This window comes from Methylobacterium sp. CM6246 (assembly GCF_054818005.1).
Map to the genome: position 1 here is coordinate 6,034,676 of NZ_JBTXKY010000001.1, position 18,387 is coordinate 6,053,062.

Annotated in this window: 15 protein-coding genes; 3 read left to right on the forward strand and 12 right to left on the reverse strand. The window is 68.7% G+C overall.

The window, feature by feature from the left end:
• Positions 1-346 precede the first annotated feature (346 nt).
• Entirely contained in the window at positions 347-3,037 is a 2,691-nt protein-coding gene (locus ACYQPG_RS29165; RefSeq protein WP_461232324.1) for an excinuclease ABC subunit UvrA, read from the forward strand.
• Positions 3,038-3,139: 102 nt separating this feature from the next.
• Positions 3,140-3,823, forward strand: coding sequence for a type 1 glutamine amidotransferase domain-containing protein (locus ACYQPG_RS29170; protein WP_461232325.1), 684 nt, complete (start codon positions 3,140-3,142; stop codon positions 3,821-3,823).
• A gap of 121 nt (positions 3,824-3,944) precedes the next feature.
• Here the strand turns inward: ACYQPG_RS29170 and ACYQPG_RS29175 are convergent, their stop codons facing one another.
• The 5 genes from ACYQPG_RS29175 to ACYQPG_RS29195 form a co-directional block, all read right to left on the reverse strand.
• A complete protein-coding gene (locus ACYQPG_RS29175) occupies positions 3,945-5,714 on the reverse strand; it encodes a c-type cytochrome (RefSeq protein ID WP_461232326.1) in 1,770 nt (589 codons plus the stop codon).
• A gap of 106 nt (positions 5,715-5,820) precedes the next feature.
• Positions 5,821-6,849: a Vgb family protein gene (locus ACYQPG_RS29180; protein WP_461232327.1), complete on the reverse strand. Its 1,029-nt coding sequence runs from the start codon at positions 6,847-6,849 to the stop codon at positions 5,821-5,823.
• A gap of 67 nt (positions 6,850-6,916) precedes the next feature.
• Positions 6,917-7,483: a type 1 glutamine amidotransferase domain-containing protein gene (locus ACYQPG_RS29185; RefSeq protein ID WP_461232328.1), complete on the reverse strand. Its 567-nt coding sequence runs from the start codon at positions 7,481-7,483 to the stop codon at positions 6,917-6,919.
• 59 nt (positions 7,484-7,542) lie between these two features.
• Positions 7,543-7,872 carry an FmdB family zinc ribbon protein gene (locus ACYQPG_RS29190; RefSeq protein WP_461232329.1) on the reverse strand — a complete coding sequence of 110 codons (330 nt, stop codon included), beginning with the start codon at positions 7,870-7,872 and terminating at the stop codon, positions 7,543-7,545.
• A gap of 85 nt (positions 7,873-7,957) precedes the next feature.
• Positions 7,958-9,112 carry a glutathione-independent formaldehyde dehydrogenase gene (locus ACYQPG_RS29195; protein WP_243963620.1) on the reverse strand — a complete coding sequence of 385 codons (1,155 nt, stop codon included), beginning with the start codon at positions 9,110-9,112 and terminating at the stop codon, positions 7,958-7,960.
• A gap of 293 nt (positions 9,113-9,405) precedes the next feature.
• On the opposite strand from ACYQPG_RS29195, the gene ACYQPG_RS29200 reads away from it, so the two are divergent.
• Positions 9,406-9,822: a hypothetical protein gene (locus ACYQPG_RS29200; RefSeq protein ID WP_461232330.1), complete on the forward strand. Its 417-nt coding sequence runs from the start codon at positions 9,406-9,408 to the stop codon at positions 9,820-9,822.
• Between the two features lie 291 nt (positions 9,823-10,113).
• Here the strand turns inward: ACYQPG_RS29200 and ACYQPG_RS29205 are convergent, their stop codons facing one another.
• The 7 genes from ACYQPG_RS29205 to clpB all read right to left on the reverse strand — a co-directional run bounded on the left by ACYQPG_RS29205 (position 10,114) and on the right by clpB (position 18,341).
• Positions 10,114-12,093, reverse strand: a complete 1,980-nt coding sequence (locus tag ACYQPG_RS29205) for a PAS domain S-box protein (protein WP_461232331.1) — start codon at positions 12,091-12,093, stop codon at positions 10,114-10,116.
• A 197-nt stretch (positions 12,094-12,290) separates the two neighbouring features.
• Positions 12,291-13,286: a zinc-dependent alcohol dehydrogenase family protein gene (locus ACYQPG_RS29210; RefSeq protein WP_461232522.1), complete on the reverse strand. Its 996-nt coding sequence runs from the start codon at positions 13,284-13,286 to the stop codon at positions 12,291-12,293.
• A gap of 147 nt (positions 13,287-13,433) precedes the next feature.
• Positions 13,434-13,733, reverse strand: coding sequence for a putative quinol monooxygenase (locus ACYQPG_RS29215; RefSeq protein WP_461232332.1), 300 nt, complete (start codon positions 13,731-13,733; stop codon positions 13,434-13,436).
• 137 nt (positions 13,734-13,870) lie between these two features.
• A complete protein-coding gene (locus ACYQPG_RS29220; RefSeq protein ID WP_461232333.1) occupies positions 13,871-14,194 on the reverse strand; it encodes a chaperone modulator CbpM in 324 nt (107 codons plus the stop codon).
• 14 nt (positions 14,195-14,208) lie between these two features.
• Positions 14,209-15,084 (reverse strand): DnaJ C-terminal domain-containing protein, encoded by an 876-nt coding sequence (locus ACYQPG_RS29225; protein WP_461232334.1) that lies wholly within the window; start codon positions 15,082-15,084, stop codon positions 14,209-14,211.
• Positions 15,085-15,139: 55 nt separating this feature from the next.
• Entirely contained in the window at positions 15,140-15,724 is a 585-nt protein-coding gene (locus ACYQPG_RS29230; RefSeq protein WP_461232335.1) for a nucleotide exchange factor GrpE, read from the reverse strand.
• Between the two features lie 28 nt (positions 15,725-15,752).
• Entirely contained in the window at positions 15,753-18,341 is a 2,589-nt protein-coding gene (clpB, locus tag ACYQPG_RS29235; protein ID WP_461232336.1) for an ATP-dependent chaperone ClpB, read from the reverse strand.
• Positions 18,342-18,387 lie beyond the last annotated feature (46 nt).

The window sequence follows — 18,387 nt, forward strand, 5'->3', positions numbered from 1 at the left end:
GGCTGCGTGTTCTCCCAGGAATGGGTGTTCCGCTGCCGGCAACGATCAGGCTTGCTCTTGGGGCAAGGCTTCGAGTGGTGGCCCGGCCGGCATCTCCCTTAGGATGCATCCAGGTACCACGCCGGCCGGCCGACACCATCTGCTGGGTTTGCCACGCGCGCGAGCAAGAGGCTTGGAGGGTGGTGCGGATTTATGCCCTCCGCTCACGCCACGCCCGATTGGGTTTCGTCCATGAAAGCGATCCACTGACGAGCGCGCGGAGGGCAGTTCCCGCGCCGCTTAATCTCCCCTCGGCGCAGCGGCGTTTGCTGTCATACGGGAGAGCACTCACCGAGAGGGCGATTTGATGGACCAACCGAAGCCTAGAGAACTAGCCGGGATGGCTCGATCGGGCGCGGGACGGCCAGGCTACGTCACGGTGAAAGGCGCCCGGGAGCACAACCTGCGCGACGTCGACGTGGAGCTGCCGCGCGACGCCCTCGTGGTGTTCACCGGGGTCTCCGGCTCCGGAAAATCCTCGCTCGCCTTCGGCACGCTCTACGCCGAAGCCCAGCGGCGTTATTTCGAATCGGTCGCCCCCTACGCGCGGCGGATGATCGATCAAGTCGGCGTACCCGACGTCGACGCCATCGAGGGACTTCCCCCGGCCGTCGCCCTCCAGCAGCAGCGCGGCACACCCAGCGCCCGCTCCTCGGTCGGCAGCGTCACCACCCTGTCGAGCCTCGTGCGGATGATGTACTCGCGCGCCGGCACCTACCCGCCGGGCCAGCCGATGCTCTACGCGGAAGATTTTTCGCCCAACACGCCCCAGGGCGCCTGCCCGTCCTGCGGCGGGCTGGGGCGCATCTACCGGGCCACGGAAGCCTCCATGGTGCCCGACCCGTCGCTGACGATCCGCGAGCGCGCCGTCGCGGCCTGGCCGCAGGCCTGGGGCGGGCAGAACCTGCGGGACATCCTGGTGAGCCGGGGGGTCGATGTCGACACGCCCTGGAAGGACCTGCCGCGGGCGCTCCGGGACTGGATCCTGTTCACCGACGACCAGCCGCAGGAGCCCGTCTATGCCGGGCTCTCCCCGGAGCAGACGCGGCGCGCCCGCCAGCGCCGTTTGGAGCCGAGCTACATGGGCACCTTCACCGGCGCCCGCCGCCACGTGCTCGGCACTTTCACCAAGTCGCAGAGCGCGCTCATGCGCCGACGGGCGGCACGCTACCTCGTCAGCGAGGATTGCCCCGCCTGCCACGGCAAGCGCCTGAAGCCCGAGGCGCTCTCGGTCACCTTCACGGGCCTCGATATCGGTGACCTGTCGCGCATGCCGCTCGCCGACCTCGCCGCGGTGATGCAGCCCGTCGCCGAGAACCGGCTGCCCGATGACGACAGTGCCGCGAGCGCCGATTCCGGGACGCTCGACCGCGAAGCGGGCCGGCGGGATCGGGCGCGGCGTGTCGCCTCCGGGGCGTCGGCCCACGCGGGTGCGCCGGACGTGCGCGCGACCCCGAACCTCTCCATCGAGAAGCGGCTCGCCGCCCAGCGCCTCGCCGCCGATCTCATCGACCGGATCGGGACGCTCACGGAGCTGGGCCTCGGCTACCTGTCGCTGGACCGGGTCACCACGACCCTGTCGTCGGGCGAGTTGCAGCGCCTGCGCCTCGCCACCCAGCTCCGCTCGCAGCTCTTCGGCGTCGCCTACGTGCTCGATGAGCCCACGGCGGGGCTGCACCCCGCCGACGGCGATGCCATGCACGAAGCACTTGTTGGGCTGCTCGCCTCGGGCAATTCGCTGTTCGTCGTCGAGCACGACATCGGCACGATGCGCCGCGCCGACTGGCTGGTCGATGTCGGTCCAGCGGCGGGCGAGCACGGGGGCACCGTGCTCTACAGCGGCCCGCCGGAGGGCCTGCGCGCGGTGGAGGCGTCGCGCACGCGCCTGCACCTGTTCGGGCTCGCCGAGCCGCCGCAGCGTCCGCAGCGTGAGCCCGCGGGATGGCTGCGCCTGGAGGGGATCGTCCGCAACAACCTGCGCAGCGTCTCGGCCTCCTTCCCGCTGGGATGTCTCACCGCCGTCACGGGCATCTCGGGCTCCGGCAAGTCGAGCCTCGTCAGCCAGGCCTTGCTGGACCTCGTCGGCGACCGTCTCGGCAGGCCGATCGACACCGACGACGAGCCGGAGGATCCCCTCGATGAGGCGCCGGATCCGACGGAGGGGCGCATCGTCGGCGGCATGGATGGGGTCCGGCGTCTGGTCCAGGTCGATCAGAAACCGATTGGGCGCACGCCCCGCTCGAACCTCGCGACCTATACCGGCCTATTCGACGGCGTCCGCAAGCTGTTCGCCGCCACCCCCGAGGCACGCCGGCGCCACTACGACGCCGGCCGCTTCTCCTTCAACGTCGCGAAGGGCCGCTGCCCGGCCTGCGAGGGCGAGGGTTTCGTCAGCGTCGAACTCCTGTTCATGCCGAGCGTCTACGCCCCCTGCCCGACCTGCCACGGGTCCCGCTACGCACCGGAGACGCTGACGGTCACCTGGAACAGGCTGACCATCGCGGACGTGCTCGGGCTGACCGTCGAGCGCGCCTGCGCGGCCTTTGCGGACGAGCCCTCCGTGCTGCGGCCGCTCCTCGTGCTGCGGGATCTCGGCCTCGGCTACCTGCGCCTGGGCCAGCCGGCGACCGAACTCTCCGGCGGGGAGGCGCAGCGCATCAAGCTCGCGACCGAGTTGCAGAGGGGGCAGCGCGGGGGCACGCTCTACGTCCTCGACGAGCCGACGACCGGGCTGCACCCGACCGACGTGGATCGCCTCATGCTCCAGCTCAACGGCTTGGTCGATGCGGGCAACACGGTCGTCATGGTCGAACACGACATGCGCGTCGTCGCGGGGGCCGATCACGTCATCGATGTGGGGCCGGGCGCCGGAAGCCTGGGTGGCACGATCGTGGCGGCCGGCCGTCCTGAGATCGTGGCCCAGGCGCGGGCGAGCCGCACGGCACCCTATCTGCGGGAGGAGCTTGAGGCCCACGCCAATGGGGGCTGGCAACCCTGACATCCCTGATGGACCGTCGACCCGGAGTCTGCGCTCGATCAGCAGCGGAAGACGGTGACGGCAGCCAGAACGACAGACCCAGACCAGCCCCGGAGAATGACCATGAAGATCCTGATGGTGCTGACCTCGCATGACCGGCTCGGCGACACCGGCCGCAAGACCGGCTTCTGGCTGGAGGAACTCGCCGCCCCCTACTACGTGTTCAGGGATGCCGGTGCGGAGGTGGTCCTCGCCTCGCCGAAGGGTGGGCGTCCGCCGCTCGATCCCAAGAGCAGCGAGCCGGACTTCCAGACCGACCTGACCCGACGCTTCGAGGCGGACCCTGAGGCCAACGCCGCCCTGTCGAACACGGGCCGGCTCGACGGCGTCACCCACGCGGGTTTCGACGCGGTGTTCTATCCCGGCGGCCATGGCCCCCTATGGGACCTCGCCGAGGATCCGGCCTCGATCCGGCTGATCGAGACGACGCTCCGGGCTGGCAAGCCAGTCGCCCTGGTCTGCCACGCCCCCGGCGTGCTGCGTCATGCCGAGGCGCCCGACGGCACGCCGCTCGTCGCGGGCAAGGCCGTCACCGGCTTCACGAACACCGAAGAGGAGGCCGTGGGCCTGACCGCGGTGGTCCCCTTCCTGGTCGAGGACGAACTCAAGCGGAACGGCGGCCTGTTCTCCAAGGCCGGCGACTGGCAGCCCTACGTGGTCGGGGACGGGCTGCTAATCACCGGCCAGAACCCGGCCTCATCCAGACCGGCGGCCGAGCGCCTCAAAGCGTCTCTCGACGATCGATGACCGGAGGGGCGCACGCCTGCCGGACTGGCTTCGAAGCCTCTCGACGCTCACATCGAGGGGCTGAACGCTCCGATCTCAGTCCTACCGGCGGGCGTGGGCGCGCCGTCGGCGGTGAGGCCGGTCACTTCCCGTGATGGCCCAGGGCCCAGACATACGCCGCGACGGCCTTCAGGTCGGCCTGGGACAGCTCGACGCCACCCATGGGGGGCATCGCGTTCTGGTGCTCCTTCGGCTCGGGCACGCCGTTGGCGATCGTGTGCTCGAGTCCCGCCAGGCTGCCGTCGCTCCAGAGCCAATGGCCGCCGGTGAGGTCGGCCCCGACCGGCGAGCCCCTGCCGTCCGAGCCGTGGCAGCCGCCGCACGTGGCGTCGGCCACTTCCCCGTGGAAGATGCGCTCGCCGAGCGCAACCTGCTCGCGCGTCGCGCCCTTCGGCACCGGCAGCGCCGCGATCGTGCGGCCGGCATCCGGATGCAGGCCCTCCGGCGGCGCCGCGTCGGTGGACGCGGTCGCGGAGTTTTGCGGACTCGGCGCGGCTGCGAGAGCCGCGTTCGGGTCGCCGCCCGCATAGGTGACGCGCCAGATGCGGCCCTTCACGTCGTCGGAGATGTAGAGCGCCCCGTCCGGGCCGACGGCCAAACCGGACGGCCGGTACTCCGCGCGGCCCGGCTCCTTGACGGCCCCGGCGAAGCCGTCGGCGAAGACCACGAAGTCGCCCGCGGCCTTGCCGTCCTTAAACGGCTGGAAGACGACGCTGTAGCCGCCCTGCGGGCCGGGCGCGCGGTTCCAGGAGCCGTGGAAGGCGATGAAGGCGCCGTCGCGATAGGCTTTCGGAAACCCTGCTCCAGTCCCTGACCCGACGTAGAATTTCATATCGTTGGGCGCCCAGTGCGCCGGGAACCACGCCGCCGGCCCCTGCCGGTCGGCGCAGAGCCCGACCTTGCGACCGCCGTCGCCGCCATATTCGGGGGCCAGCACCAGCGTCTTCTGCGCCGGGTCGAAGTAGCATTCCGGCCAGCCGTAATCGGCGCCCGGCTTCAGCTCGACGACCTCCTCCGAGGGCAGCTCGTAGCCCTGCTTGGCCGTGTAGAGCTTCGGCCAGTCCTCGTGGAGCTGGTCGCGCCCGTGCTGGGTCGAGAAGACCCGGCCTTGCGCATCCAGCGCGATACCCTCGCCGTTGCGGAGGCCGGCCGCATACCGCTCGGCCGGCGAGAACGTCTGATCGCGCGCCTTTGCGTCGTAGCGCCAGATGCCGCCGCGCGTCTCCTTCTCGGTGCAGGGCGCGTTGCCGGGCGAACCGGGCACGCGGTTCCTCACCTCGCAGGCGTTCGTCGCCGAGCCGAGATCGACGAGGAGATCGCCCTTCGGGGTGATGGCGAAGGGGTGCATCGGGTGGTCCCCCGTCACCGGCAGGCCGGAGACGACGACCTCACCCGGGGCCTTGGGCGCCACCTCGCCCGTCTTCAGCGGGTAGCGCATGATGCGGTCGTTGCTCTCGGCGTAGACCGCACCCTGGTACAGCGCCAGCCCGGTGCCGCCACGGCCGCTCTCGGCTGAGCTCTCGCCGAAGCGCTCCGTGACGTCGGCCTTGCCGTCGCCATTGATATCCTTGAGCGCGACCAGGAAGCCGCCCGGCGGGGGCGTGTCGTTCTTGTAGTACACGCCGCTCCACGTGTTGACGTAGAGCGTGCCGTCCGCCGCCACGGCCATCTGGCGGGCATGGCCGATCCCATCGGCGTAGATCGTGGCGCAGAAGCCGGCCGGCAGGCTGAGGCCGCCTGTGCCACCGTCACAGGCCGAGTCGGCGGCCCGTGCGGCTGGCCAAGCGGCCAGAAGGACGGCTGCCGCGACGCTGGCGGACAGGACGAGGGTCGACGAACGGATCCCACACATGGTGTCCTCTCGAGGCGCTGCCACAAACCACGGTTGCAAGATCTGGGCGAATACGGCCGGGTATTCAGGGACGGTGCGCTCTGAAATCCGCGCGCGACCGCAGCCGTCAGCGCGCGGTCAGCGGCACCGCCAGCACGCGGAACGGGAGTTCGGGCTCGGTGCCCTTCCGCGCCGGATCGGTGATGACGGCGAGCTGCCCGACCGTGATGAAGGCCGTGGCGCCGACCTTGGCGGCGCCGGTAACGCCGCCGGCGACGCCGTCCCGCAGGACCTCCACCTTGGCCGTATCTCCGGAGACGGTCATCCGGTCGAGCCGGCCGCCGCCCTCGGCCAGGAGGAAGGCGCCGTCGCCGAGCGGCCGCAGGCCGTCCGTGAGGACCAGCGGACGTGAGGGTGTCAGCGGCGTCACCGCGCCGGCCTGCCCGTCCTTCACGTCGATCCGGAACAGCTCGGCCTTGGTGAACGTATCGACGTAGAGGTTGCCGTCGGTGCCGAAGGCGATGCCGTCGAGCCCGGCACCCTTGCCCTCAGGCGCCAGAAGCGGGTCGCTCTGCCAGACCTCCAGCGTCTGCGAGCCGGGCTTCAGCCGCAGGATCTGCGGCCCCAGCGTGTTGGTCACGTAGGCCGCCCCGTCCGGTCCGAGCGCGATGTCGTTGCAGATGGCCGGGCTGACGGGAAACGGCGCGCTGACCTTTCCGGCGCCGGTCTTCAGGTCGAAGCCCTTCAGCGCGGCGCCTTTCACGTCGCTGGGTCCCTGGATGCCGAGTGCCGAGAGATCGTTCGAGCAGACCCAGAGCGTGCCCGACGCCTCGTCGGCGAGCACGCCGAAGGTCGAGCGCGTCTCGAACGCACCGGGGGCGATCCAGACCTGGCCTGAGGATGCGCCCGGCTCGATCCGGGTGACGCCGCCGCCCGCGAAATTGCTGACGTAGAGAGTGCCATCCGCGGTGGCCGTGATGCTCTCGGGATACGCGGCCTCCCCGGGCAGCGCGATATCGCGCGTGTCCCGGGGGACGGCCCGCACAACCGTTTCGGCTCCGACGGCCGCGAGGATGAGACATCCGGTCAGCGCGAGGCTGACGCCCCGGCGTGGCACGCCTCCGAACGGCCGGACACAGACCTCGGTGTGCCTCATCGCGGATCTCCGGTTGGCCGCAGAGAAGGGTGATAGCCCTGGAGCGATCGCGCGCGTTCGTCGCGGCTCACGCGGGCCGAACGCCCCTGCGTGCACTTGCCAGCAGCGTGATCACCGCCCGGTTGAACGCCGGTATGTCATCGGGCTTGCGGCTGGTGACTAGGTTCCCGTCCACGACCACCGGCTCATCCACCCATTCGGCCCCCGCGTTCCGGAGATCGGTTCGGAGCGACGGCCAGGAGGTCAGGCGTCGCCCGCGCGCGGCGCCCGCCTCGATGATGGTCCAGGGGCCATGACAGATCGAGGCGACGGGCTTGCCGTCGTCGAAGAAGCTCTTCGCGAACGCGACGGCGGCTGGGATCGTTCGCAGCGTGTCGGGATTGATTACGCCGCCCGGGAGCAGCAGCGCGTCGTAGTCGTCGGGGCGAACCGTATTCAGGGGCACTTCCGCCGGGAATTGATCGCCCCATTCGGTAAATTTCCAGGCCTTCACCGCGCCGTCCTTCGGCGACACGATCTGCGTCTCGGCCCCCGCTTCGTCGAGCGCCTTGCGCGGCTCGGTCATCTCGACCTGCTCGAAACCGTCCGTGATCAGGATCGCGACCTTCAGGCCGTTGAGGGTGTCGGAAGCCATGGTTGGTCCTCGGTCAGGCTGGGTTTGCGCGCGTTGGGGGCAGCCGCACGCGAATTCCATCACGGAAAGCCGCGCCGGACTGGCCCGTGCGCCGTGAAGACCCGTCCGCCCGCGGACAGGGCACCCGGGAGTGGCAAGCGGCGGACGCAGCAGCCGCAGCCGGCGGGATGGCCAGCCGAAGCCGGGCGCGAGGGGGACGCGCTCGGCTCGGTTGCCGCGAAGGCGACGCGGCCACCCGCGCTGCCGCCGACGATGGCCGGTGCGCTCAAGGCTGTCCGTGTGGCCCCGGCGCCGCATTCCGGGCAGGCACAGGGGTCCAGGAACTGCGCCATGGGCCGCATGGCCGTGAACGGCCCGCAAGCGTCGCACGCGTAGTCGTAGATCGGCATGGCGTCCTCACGTTCGCACCCTTCCGGCAGATGGCGGATAAGCCGGGCGAGTCGGTCGCCCGGCTTGGCAGCCTGGCTCGGCCAATCAGGCGGCGGGCTTGAGGATCACCTTGGTCCAGCCATCGTCGCGCGCGTCGAAGTGCTTGTAGGCCTTCGGCGCCTCGCCCAGCCGAAGCTCGTGCGAGACGATGAAGGACGGCTTCGCGCGGCCGGCCGCGATGAGGTCACGCAACCGTCGGTTATAGGCTTTCACATTGCATTGGCCGACGCCGATCGTCTGACCCTTGAACCAGAAGAGGCCGTGGTCGAAAACGATCTCGCCCTGCTTGTAGAGAGGGTCCTGCGGGGCCGGATCCTGGGGCGTGAAAACGCCGACCACGCCGATGCCGCCGGTGAACTTCACCGACTTCACCAAGTCGTTCATGGTCATGTTGGGGTGCTCGTGACCCTGCGGATCGTGCGCTTGGTAGCCGACGCACTCGCAGCCGCGATCGGCCCCTATGCCGTTCGTCAACGCAAGCACCTGGTCCACCGGGGAGCCCTTGGAGTCGTCGATCGGTACGGCGCCGATCGAATCCGCTAGGCGCAGGCGGTCGGGATGGCGATCGACGACCATCACCCTGCTGGCGCCCTTGATCATCGCCGAGAGGGCCGCCATGAGGCCGACCGGGCCGGCCCCATAGATGACGATGGACTCGCCGGGACGCAGGCCTGCGAGTTCGGTGGCGTGCCAGCCGGTCGGGAAGATGTCGGCCAGCATTACGTAGTCATTCTGCCGTTCCTCCGCATCCGGCGGCAGTGTCAGGCAATTGTAGTCCCCATAGGGAACGCGCAGCAGGTCGGCCTGGCCGCCCCGATACGGGCCCATGTCGGCGAAGCCGTACGCGGCGCCGGCCATGTTCGGTACGACGCTTCGGTCGGCCGTGGTCAGACAGTACGCGCTCAAGCCGCGCTCGCAGTTCTTGCAGAACCCGCAGCCGATGTTGAAGGGGATAGCGACCCAGTCCCCGACCTTCACCCGATCGACGGCCTTGCCCACTTCGGCCACTTGGCCGAGGTTCTCGTGCCCGAACACGCCCCCGCGCGGGAAGTCGGTCCGGCCCTCGTACATGTGCAGGTCGGAGCCGCAAATGTTGGTGCTCGTGATCCGCACGAGGACGTCGGTAGGCCGCTCGATCCGCGCGTCGGGCACGTCTTGCACCGCAACATCGCGCGGGCCATTATAAACGACTGCTCGCATTGCGCTCTCCTGACCTCAAATCGGTTGCCAGACGAGGGGAAGTACATGCCGCCCGCGATCAGACTATCCGGTCATTACCTACGGTGTTCTCCGTAGCGCGCGGTGCGCCTCCTGAGCCGCACTTCATTTGGCCCCCGCCGGGGCATCCCCTCCCGCGGCTTTTCATGCGATGACTCGCCGAAGCGGGAGCATCGAGGCGCTCGGATTGGCGGGTTCCTTAGACACGAACCGGATGCGCCTGCCGCGTGCCACTGGGAGAATGGGCCATCATCCTAGAGAGGGACCCGATGGTGATGACCGCCCCGATCACCGAGATCACGCCTACCCTGCCGGTGGCCACTCGCCTCGTACGCCGTTCATCCCCGGCGCCAGGAGAGGACGGATTTGTCTGTGCGGTGGGGCGTAAGCTCGATGGCTTCGCCCCGCTGACGGAGCAGGACCGGGCAGCGCTTGGCGGTCTGAGGGGCTATGCCCAGCCGGTCGAGCAGCACACCATTCTTTTGGAGCAGGAGGGCGTACTGCAAACCCTGCGTCGCGACGGGCTGATTGCCCTGCGGCAGCGTCGCGTGCGGATCCTCGCGCCGCGGCGGCTGCGCGAACTTGCGGAGTTCGAGGCCGGGTACCTCTGCCGGCTGCTGGAAGAAACTCGCCATCGTTGGCCAGCGGGGCAATCCAGCGGCGCCATGGCTTGCAGCGTTACGCTGCCCTAGTGCACTGAGGCGCACAAATGGTGCACAGCGCACACCGGATTATCAAATTAACGCAGTGGGTTAGCTCTGTGCTCTTGTTGCGTTCGTCTGCATCAGTGCACTAGATTGCCTCACTGATGCTCACAAAGACCATATTTCGACCCGTGGCAGCCCTTTCCGAATAGGCCTGGATGTTTTTAAGCAGCCTTCCGGGCCTCTTTTCGCCATTCAGGGGGACGGATTACCGTATAAACCATTCATTTTGGCACAATTCATTAGGCCACATCTGCATTCGCTTGGGCGGAAAACGCTCTAAGTGCCGTCGGGATTGGCGGGACGCACGCCCGCTGAGGTTGCGATGAGAACCGCCTCGGGCAGCGTGCGGGCGCCAAGCGCTTCCATGACCCGGGCGCGGTGAATTTCCACCGTGCGTGGGCTCAGGCCCAGCGTCCGGGCAATGGTCTTGTTGGTACCGCCCGCGAGCAAACCCTCCAGGACCTCGCGCTCGCGCCCGGAGAGCCCCGCGGTCCGGCTCCGGGCCTCGTCGCCCCCGCGCACGCGACCGGTTTCGGCGTTGAACTCGGCGAGTGCCGTTCTCACCGCGAACAGCAGCACCTCCGGCGTCCAGGGAGCTTCCAGGAAATCGACCGCTCCCGCCTTCATGACGCGAACCCCGAAACCGAGATCGTCCCCGCTCGTGCCGACCGCCACCACGGGCAGATGTGCGCGTGCCGCCTTCAACTCGTTCAAGGCAGCCAGGCCGCGGGCGTCGCTCAAGTCGAGCACGACACAGCCTGGCATCAGCGAGCCCGCTATCTTCAGGAAGGCCTGACTGCTGGCAAAGGCGCGAACTTCGTAACCGGCGGCCTGCAGGGTGCCGACGAGGCCACGCCGGGCGTCATCGCCGTCCGCAATCACGTACGCGCGCAGGCCCATATCGGTGGTGACGTCCTGCGCGATCCCACCCGCCGACTGGATCCGACCATCGAGGCCCGGGATCGGGAAGAAGGTGTCGTGGATGCGGCGCACGGCGTGGTCCGAGGCGCGCTGGATGCGGTACTCCAGCACGAACGTTTCGCCGCCACTGACGCGCTCGATTGCCTGCGCGGCGGCGTCGCGGTCCTCGGGGTGAACGCTTGAGAGCCAGCTCGCAAGATCCGGCATGTTTTCGGGGGGCATACCCCAGACTTGCGTAAAAGCCGGGCTCAGGTAGTCGAGGGCTCTACTGTCCAGATCGGCAAGCCAGAGCACGTCAGCCGTATGCTCGGCGAATCGCCGGAAGCGCTCTTCGCTCACGCGCAAGGCCGCCTCGGCCCTATGACGTTCGGTGACGTCGATGGAGACCGCAAGGCCGCCGACGATGGCGCCCGTCCCATCGCAAAGGGCGCTGACGACGTTGCGCACCCACACGACCGTACCGTCCGGATGCAGGTACTGCTTCTCGATGGTGAAGGATGCGCCTTCTGTCATAGCGCGCCGGTAAAAAGGTTCGTTGAACGCCCAGTCGTCCGGGTGGGTCACCGCCTGCACGGTGCGGCCGAGCAGATCATCGCGCGGGCGGCCCAGGATCTCGCAGTAGCGGTCATTGACGAAGCTCATACGGTGCATCGCATCGACGATGACGATACCGGCTTCGGCTTGCTCGGCCACGGCCCGAAAGCGCTCCTCGCTTTCACGCAGCGCCTCGTCCGCGATGCGCCGTTCGATCAAGTCTGCGGCTTGCTGGTGCTGCGAGATGATGATTGCCGCGGTCCGGGTCAGGGCGGTGGCAAATTCGTGATCGCGGGGCGTGGCCTCACGCGGCTCACGGAAATACACGACGAAGGTGCCGACGACCCGCCCAGCTACGGTTTCTATCGGGAACGACCAGACGGCACGAAAGCCGTGCTCTTCGGCCAACCAGAGCCATGGCTGCCAGAGTGGGTCCTTCCTCGCGTCGACGGTGATGACCGGCTGGCCGGTGAAGACCGCCAGACCGCAGGCAAGCGAGTCCGGCCCGATCTTGATGCCGCCCGCGGCCAGGGCATAGGGCTCGGGCATGCCTATGACGTGCTGCAGCCCGGTGCCGCCAGGATCGGTCAAGTAGAAGGCGGAGCGAAAGCTGCCGCCCGACTGAGAGCGGGCCGTCTCTACGAGGATGCCCAGTGACTCGGCCAGCGGCGCGCCGTCCATGGCGGTCTGGAAGGCTTCCTTCTGCGCCGAAAGCCATGCCGTGTGCTCGACCAGACTGCCGAATGCATGGGAGCCGTCCGGCGCTTGCAATACGATGTTCGATACATCACCCATGATCATTCACTGCATATCGAGCAGCCATTGGCGTGTACTGATCGCCGGCGCGAATTGGGTTCCCGGACGCTCCGCCAATGAGGATGTTCATTTAACTCCCTCGAAAGCACCAACTATAAACTGAGTCAGGAACGCCTTGCGACGGCCGACGTCATGCCGGGGGCGCTGGCCGTCCTCGGCCGAGCTCGTCAAGGACCACGATGTCAGTGCGGGACGGTGACGACGATCTTCCCGAACTGCTCGTTCGACTCCATGTATACATGTGCCTGAACGATCGCGTCGAGCGGGAATGTCTTCGCGATGATGGGCATGAGGCCTCCGCTGGCGAGCCCATCGTCGATGAACGCCGCGGCGCGGGCCAGCCGCTCTGGATCTCGAATGAACTCGAACAGGGTGTAGCCGCGCAGCGTGAGGGCCTTCTGCATGGCTGCGATGACCGGAAACGGTGTGAGGGCGGTCGCGAGGGCGCCGTAGATGAGGATGACGCCGTGATGGCGCATCGCCTGGGCGAGCGCCTCGACCTGGGGGCCACCGACCGAGTCGAACACGAGGCGCGCGCCCTTGCCGCCGGTCGCGTGGTTGACCTCGGCGACGAGATCCTGCTCGGACGTGACGACAACGTGCGCGGCGCCCGCCTCGTCCAGCGCCGCCGCCTTGGCACGCGTCCGGGTCGTGGCGATCGGGATCGCGCCGACGCTGTTCGCGATCTGGATCGCGGCGAGTCCGACACTGGAGGACGCAGCCGGAATGATGACCGCGTCGCCCCGCCCGAGATGACCGATGTCGATCAGCGCACCCCACGCCGTGAGGTAGGCCATCCAGACCGCCGCCGACTCGATCGCCGAGATACCGGTCGGGCGCTGGACGACGCCGTAAGCCGGCACGATGGCCGTGTCGGCGTAGACGCCGTAAGCGTTCATGGAGAAGGCCGGGATGACGCTGACGGCATCGCCTGGCGCGAAGCCTTCCACACCCTCGCCCAAGGCCTCGACCGTCGCGGAGGCTTCGTAGCCGAGGCGTGCGGGCAGGCGCGGCGTTTCGAGGTAGGTACCCGACCGGAACATCGCTTCGGCGCGATTGAGACCGATCGCTTCGATGCGGACGCGCATTTCGCCCGGTTGCGGATCGCCGACCGGCAGATCATCGAACTGCATCACCTCCGGTCCACCGGTCCGATGAAACCTGACCACCCGTGCCATGGCGATGTCTCCTCGATGGTTGCGCCGCGCGCGGATCCACAGCGGGAACGCCACGTCCGCCGGCGCCTCAGGCCGCCGGTTTCGTCATGCTGTGTGGATCGATGGCGAACGTCCTGGGCGAACCCCGATCGACGATCGGTCCGCGTTTCACGGCAGTTTTGCCGCCAGCACGTCGAGCTTCTCGATCTGCGGGGCTGTGGCGAACAGATTGGGCGCGCGCTCCTTCAGGGCCGCCGCCACGCGGCCGGAGAGGTGGGTGTCCCGTCCCGCTTCGTCGGGAAATGCGTCGAAGATCCCGAAGGTCGATGGGCCCAGGCGGAGGCCGAACCATGCGACGGTTCCGGGCTCGTCCTGCACGAGGGGCAGGCTGTCCCTCAGAAACGCCTCGACCGCCGCTTCCTGTCCGGGCTTGGCGTTCAGGATGACGAGAAGAGCGAACTTGGCCATCGTCCTGTTCCTTCCGATGAATCCCAGGGACCGCGGAGGTGACCGCTCTTCCAGCTCGTATCCTCGGTCGAGGCGGCGGGCGCGCGTTGGATTAGCCTGTCAGCTGCATCGCGGCGCTGACGCCGGTCAGTTCGGCGTCAGGATCGGCGTTGCGCCGCGCAGGCCTCGACGATCTGCCGGCGGACGAGGTCGGGCTGCGCCTGCAGGGCCCGGACAATCGCCTGCAGCACATGCCGCAAGCCGCCGACCTGATCGATGAGGTCGAGCACGACCGCGATGCCATCGTCGTTGATCCCGAGATCGGCCTGCAGATCCCCGATCAGTTGGGCCCTGGCCAGATCGATCTCGACGTAGTGCCGGACGCCCTCGCGGAGCGCCGGCCGGAGCCAGCCAATCTCGAGCCAGATCGCAAGCGTGTCGGGAGGCAGGTCCGACCGAGCCTGGAATTCGCGCGCGTCCATACCGCCACCCCATTTCACTCAGTCCGGTGCCACTCGGCGATCGCGCGTTCGAGCTCCGGATCGCGCTTGTCCGGAAGCTTGATCAGCAGCTTGACGAAGGCGTCGCCCGCGGTCCCGTCCGACCGCGGGACGCCCTTGCCCTTGAGGCGAAGCACCGTGCCGGACGTGCTCCATTTCGGGACCGTCAGGGTCACGGGCCCGGACGGCGCCGACACGGCGATCCGGCCGCCGAGCACCGCCGCGTGCAGCGGAACGCCCTGCTCGAAATGGATGTCGTCGCCTTCGCGCCGGAAGACCGGGTGCGGGCGGACGCCGATCGCGATCAGCGCATCGCCCGGCGGCGCGCCGTTCCGACCCGGCTCGCCCTTGCCGCGCAGGCGCAGGGTCTGTCCCTCGCGGGTGGCCGCCGGGATGCGGACATCGAGCGTCGCGCCGTCCGGCAGGGTCACCGAGCGGGTGGTGCCGTTGACCGCATCGAGGAAATCGAGGTCGAGATGGTAGCGGGTATCGGCGCCCCGGCGCCGGACCTCCGACCGCCCCCTGCGTCCGAAGATCTCGGAGAGGAGGTCGTCGACCTCGAAATCCGCAAAGCCCGCGTCGCTCGCATAGGCATGGTCGGCGGATGGCTCCGAGACGTCGCGATAGTAGCGCTGCCGGGGCCGCTCGACGCCGGAAATGTCGATCTCGCCGCGATCGAAACGCGCGCGCTTCTCCGGATCGTTCAACAGGTCATAGGCCCGCGCCACGTTCTTGAACTGCTCTTCCGCCTCCGTGTTGCCCGGGTTCAGGTCCGGATGCAGTTTGCGCGCGAGCTTCCGGTAGGTTTTCCGGATCTGCTCCGGGGAGGCATCGCGCTTCACGCCCAGAATCGCATAGGGATCGTCGCTCAACGCTTCCTCCCTGCGCCGTCGTGTGGCGAAGCCCGCACCCGTTGCGGACGTCGTCCTATGGATTGGCCCCGTCGTGATCGTCCCGGGCCATGGCGCGACGGGTCACGGTGACCCGGGCGGGGCGCAGGAGCCGATCGTGGAGGACGTAGCCATCCTCCATGACGTCGTGGACGGTCCCGGGCGCGGCCGCCGGATCATCGACCTCCATCATGGCCTCATGCCGCGACGGGTCGAACAGAGCACTACGGGCATCGACCCGCTGCACGCCGACGCCCGCGAGCGCCCCGATCAGCAGCCGCTCCGTGGCGCGCACCCCGTCGATGAGCGACGCGCCCTGCGACTCCGGCTGCTCCGACGCGACGATGGCCCGGCGCAGGTTGTCCAGGACCGGCAAGAGCGCCCGGGCGAGGCCCGTCACGGCGAAAAGGCGTTCATCGGCCACGTCGCGCGTCGCCCGACGCCGCGTGTTGTCGGCCTCGGCCAAGGCTCGCAGGACGCGGTCCTGAAGCGCCGCGTTCTCCGCCTGCAGGGCCCGGGTCGCGTCCGTGCCCGGCTGAGGGGTCGCGCCGGTCTCCGGCGGGGGGGACTGGCCGGCGGCGGCGGGGGGTGCGCTCGCCGGGTCCAAAGGGTTATCGGCCATACCAGGCCTCCTGTCGGCGCGGGTGGTGTCAGGCCGCCTGAGCCAGGCTCGCGCCCCTGACGGCGAGTTGGCCGTTGACGACCGAAACCGGAACCGGCTCGCCGTCCTTGAGCGCACCCGTCAGGAGCATCTTGGCCAGCGGGTTCTGCAGATGGCGCTGGATCACGCGCTTCAAGGGACGCGCGCCGTAGACCGGATCGTAGCCGGCATTGGCGAGCCAGTCCTTGGCCGCCGCCTCGACCTGCAGGACGATCTTCCGTTCGGCCAGCCGCCGTTCGAGGCCTTCGAGCTGGATGTCGACGATCCGGCGCATGTCGCCGCGGCCCAGGCGGTTGAACAGGATGATCTCGTCGAGCCGGTTGAGGAATTCCGGCCGGAATGCGCGGCGCACGACCTCCATGACCTGCTCGCGGGCCGCCTCGGCCGGCTGGCCCTCCATCAGGGCGGCCAGGAACTCGGCGCCGAGGTTCGACGTCATGACGATGATCGTATTGCGGAAGTCGACCGTGTTGCCCTGCCCGTCCGTCAGCCGGCCGTCATCGAGCACCTGCAGCAGGATATTGAACACGTCGGGGTGCGCCTTCTCGACCTCGTCGAACAGGATCACCTGATAGGGGCGCCGCCGGACCGCCTCCGTCAGGACGCCGCCCTCCTCGTAGCCGACATAGCCGGGCGGCGCGCCGACGAGCCGGGAGACCGCGTGCTTCTCCATGAATTCGGACATGTCGACCCGCAGCATCGCCCGGTCGTCGTCGAACAGGAATTCGGCCACCGCCTTGCACAACTCGGTCTTACCGACCCCGGTCGGCCCGAGGAACAGGAAGGAGCCGATCGGCCGGTTCGGGTCCTGCAAGCCCGCACGGGCCCGCCGGACCGCGTCGGACACGGCCACGACCGCCGGTCCCTGGCCGACCACGCGCTGGCTCAGCTTGTCGTCCATCGCCATCAGCTTGTCGCGCTCGCCTTCGAGCATCCGCGTGACGGGAATGCCGGTCCAGCGCGCGACGACGGAGGCGATGTCCTCGGCCGTCACCTCCTGCTTGATCAAACGGCTTTGGCTCGCCTGCATCGCGCCCGCGAGCCGTTGCTCCAGTTGCGGGATCACGGCGTAGAGGAGTTCGCCCGCGCGGGTCAGGTCGCCTCGCCGCTCCACCTGCTCGAGTTCGATCTTGGCCTGCTCGGCGCGCTCCTTCATCTGCTTCATTTCGCCGAGCTTCGCCTTCTCGGCCTGCCATTGAGCGGTCAGCTCGGCCTGCTTCGTCTCCAAGGTGCCGAGTTCATCCTCGACCTTGGTCAGGCGCTCCCGGGCGGCCGGATCCGTCTCCTTCTTCAGGGCCTCCCACTCGATCTTGAGCTGGATCACGCGGCGGTCGATTTCGTCGAGCTCCCGGGGCTTCGACTCCGCCGCGATCCGGAGCCGGCTCGAGGCCTCGTCGACGAGGTCGATCGCCTTGTCGGGCAGGAACCGGTCCGCGATGTAGCGGTGGGACAGCGTGGCGGCCGCGACGATCGCGCTGTCGGTGATCCGCACGCCGTGATGGAGCTCGTACTTCTCCTTCAGGCCGCGCAGGATCGAGATCGTCTCCTCGACGGAGGGCTCGCCCACGAACACGGGCTGGAAGCGGCGGGCGAGCGCGGCATCCTTCTCGATGTTCTTGCGATACTCATCCAGGGTGGTGGCACCGATGCAATGCAACTCGCCCCGGGCCAGGGCCGGCTTCAGCATGTTGGAGGCATCCATCGCCCCCTCGGCCTTTCCGGCGCCGACGAGGGTGTGCAGCTCGTCGATGAACAGGATGACGTCGCCCGAAGCCGAGACCTCCTGAAGGACAGCCTTCAGGCGCTCCTCGAACTCCCCCCGGTACTTCGCGCCAGCCAGGAGCGAACCGAGATCGAGGGACAGGAGACGGCGATCCTTCAAGGTGTCGGGCACGTCGCCGTTGACCATGCGCTGGGCCAGACCTTCGACGATCGCGGTCTTGCCGACGCCGGGCTCGCCGATCAGCACGGGATTGTTCTTCGTCCGGCGTGAGAGTACCTCGACGGCGCGACGAATCTCCCCGTCGCGTCCGATCACCGGATCGAGCTTGCCCTGGCGGGCATCCTCGGTGAAATCGCGCGTGTATTTCCGCAGGGCCTCGTAGCCTTCCTCGGCTGACGCGCTGTCGGCCCGGCGCCCCTTCCGGAGCTCGGCGATGGCGGTCTTGAGGGCTTCCGGTGTCACACCGGCCTCGCGGAGGCGCGAGCTCGCACCGTCCGCGGTCTCGGCCAGGGCGAGCAGCAGGTATTCGACCGTGACGAAGCTGTCCCCGGCCGCCCGCGCCCGCTCCTCGGCCTGGTCTAACAGGCGCGCGGTTTCAGGTGCCATGAAGATCTGGCCGGCACCGGAGCCCTCGACGCTCGGAAGCTTGGCCAATTCGCGGTCCAGATCCGACGCGAGCGCCTCGGGGCGGCCGCCCGCTGACCGGATCAACGACTTGGCCAAGCCGTCCGCGTCGTCGAGCAGCGCCTTCAGGAGGTGGAGCGGCGTGAGCCGCTGATGGCCCGTGCGCTGGGCCAGGCTCTGGGCGGCCTGGATCGCGCCCTTGAGATGATCGGTATACGTGTCGATCTGCATCGCTCACCCCGGATGATGGACGCTGACGGCGCGGCGTCGCACGCCT

Bases quoted from the DNA above. Each gene is read 5' to 3' on its own strand.
- ACYQPG_RS29165 (WP_461232324.1), top strand. From the start codon at position 347: ATGGACCAACCGAAGCCTAGAGAACTAGCCGGGATGGCTCGATCGGGC.
- ACYQPG_RS29170 (WP_461232325.1), top strand. From the start codon at position 3,140: ATGAAGATCCTGATGGTGCTGACCTCGCATGACCGGCTCGGCGACACC.
- ACYQPG_RS29175 (WP_461232326.1), bottom strand. From the start codon at position 5,714: ATGTGTGGGATCCGTTCGTCGACCCTCGTCCTGTCCGCCAGCGTCGCG.
- ACYQPG_RS29180 (WP_461232327.1), bottom strand. From the start codon at position 6,849: ATGAGGCACACCGAGGTCTGTGTCCGGCCGTTCGGAGGCGTGCCACGC.
- ACYQPG_RS29185 (WP_461232328.1), bottom strand. From the start codon at position 7,483: ATGGCTTCCGACACCCTCAACGGCCTGAAGGTCGCGATCCTGATCACG.
- ACYQPG_RS29190 (WP_461232329.1), bottom strand. From the start codon at position 7,872: ATGCCGATCTACGACTACGCGTGCGACGCTTGCGGGCCGTTCACGGCC.
- ACYQPG_RS29195 (WP_243963620.1), bottom strand. From the start codon at position 9,112: ATGCGAGCAGTCGTTTATAATGGCCCGCGCGATGTTGCGGTGCAAGAC.
- ACYQPG_RS29200 (WP_461232330.1), top strand. From the start codon at position 9,406: ATGACCGCCCCGATCACCGAGATCACGCCTACCCTGCCGGTGGCCACT.
- ACYQPG_RS29205 (WP_461232331.1), bottom strand. From the start codon at position 12,093: ATGATCATGGGTGATGTATCGAACATCGTATTGCAAGCGCCGGACGGC.
- ACYQPG_RS29210 (WP_461232522.1), bottom strand. From the start codon at position 13,286: ATGGCACGGGTGGTCAGGTTTCATCGGACCGGTGGACCGGAGGTGATG.
- ACYQPG_RS29215 (WP_461232332.1), bottom strand. From the start codon at position 13,733: ATGGCCAAGTTCGCTCTTCTCGTCATCCTGAACGCCAAGCCCGGACAG.
- ACYQPG_RS29220 (WP_461232333.1), bottom strand. From the start codon at position 14,194: ATGGACGCGCGCGAATTCCAGGCTCGGTCGGACCTGCCTCCCGACACG.
- ACYQPG_RS29230 (WP_461232335.1), bottom strand. From the start codon at position 15,724: ATGGCCGATAACCCTTTGGACCCGGCGAGCGCACCCCCCGCCGCCGCC.
- clpB (WP_461232336.1), bottom strand. From the start codon at position 18,341: ATGCAGATCGACACGTATACCGATCATCTCAAGGGCGCGATCCAGGCC.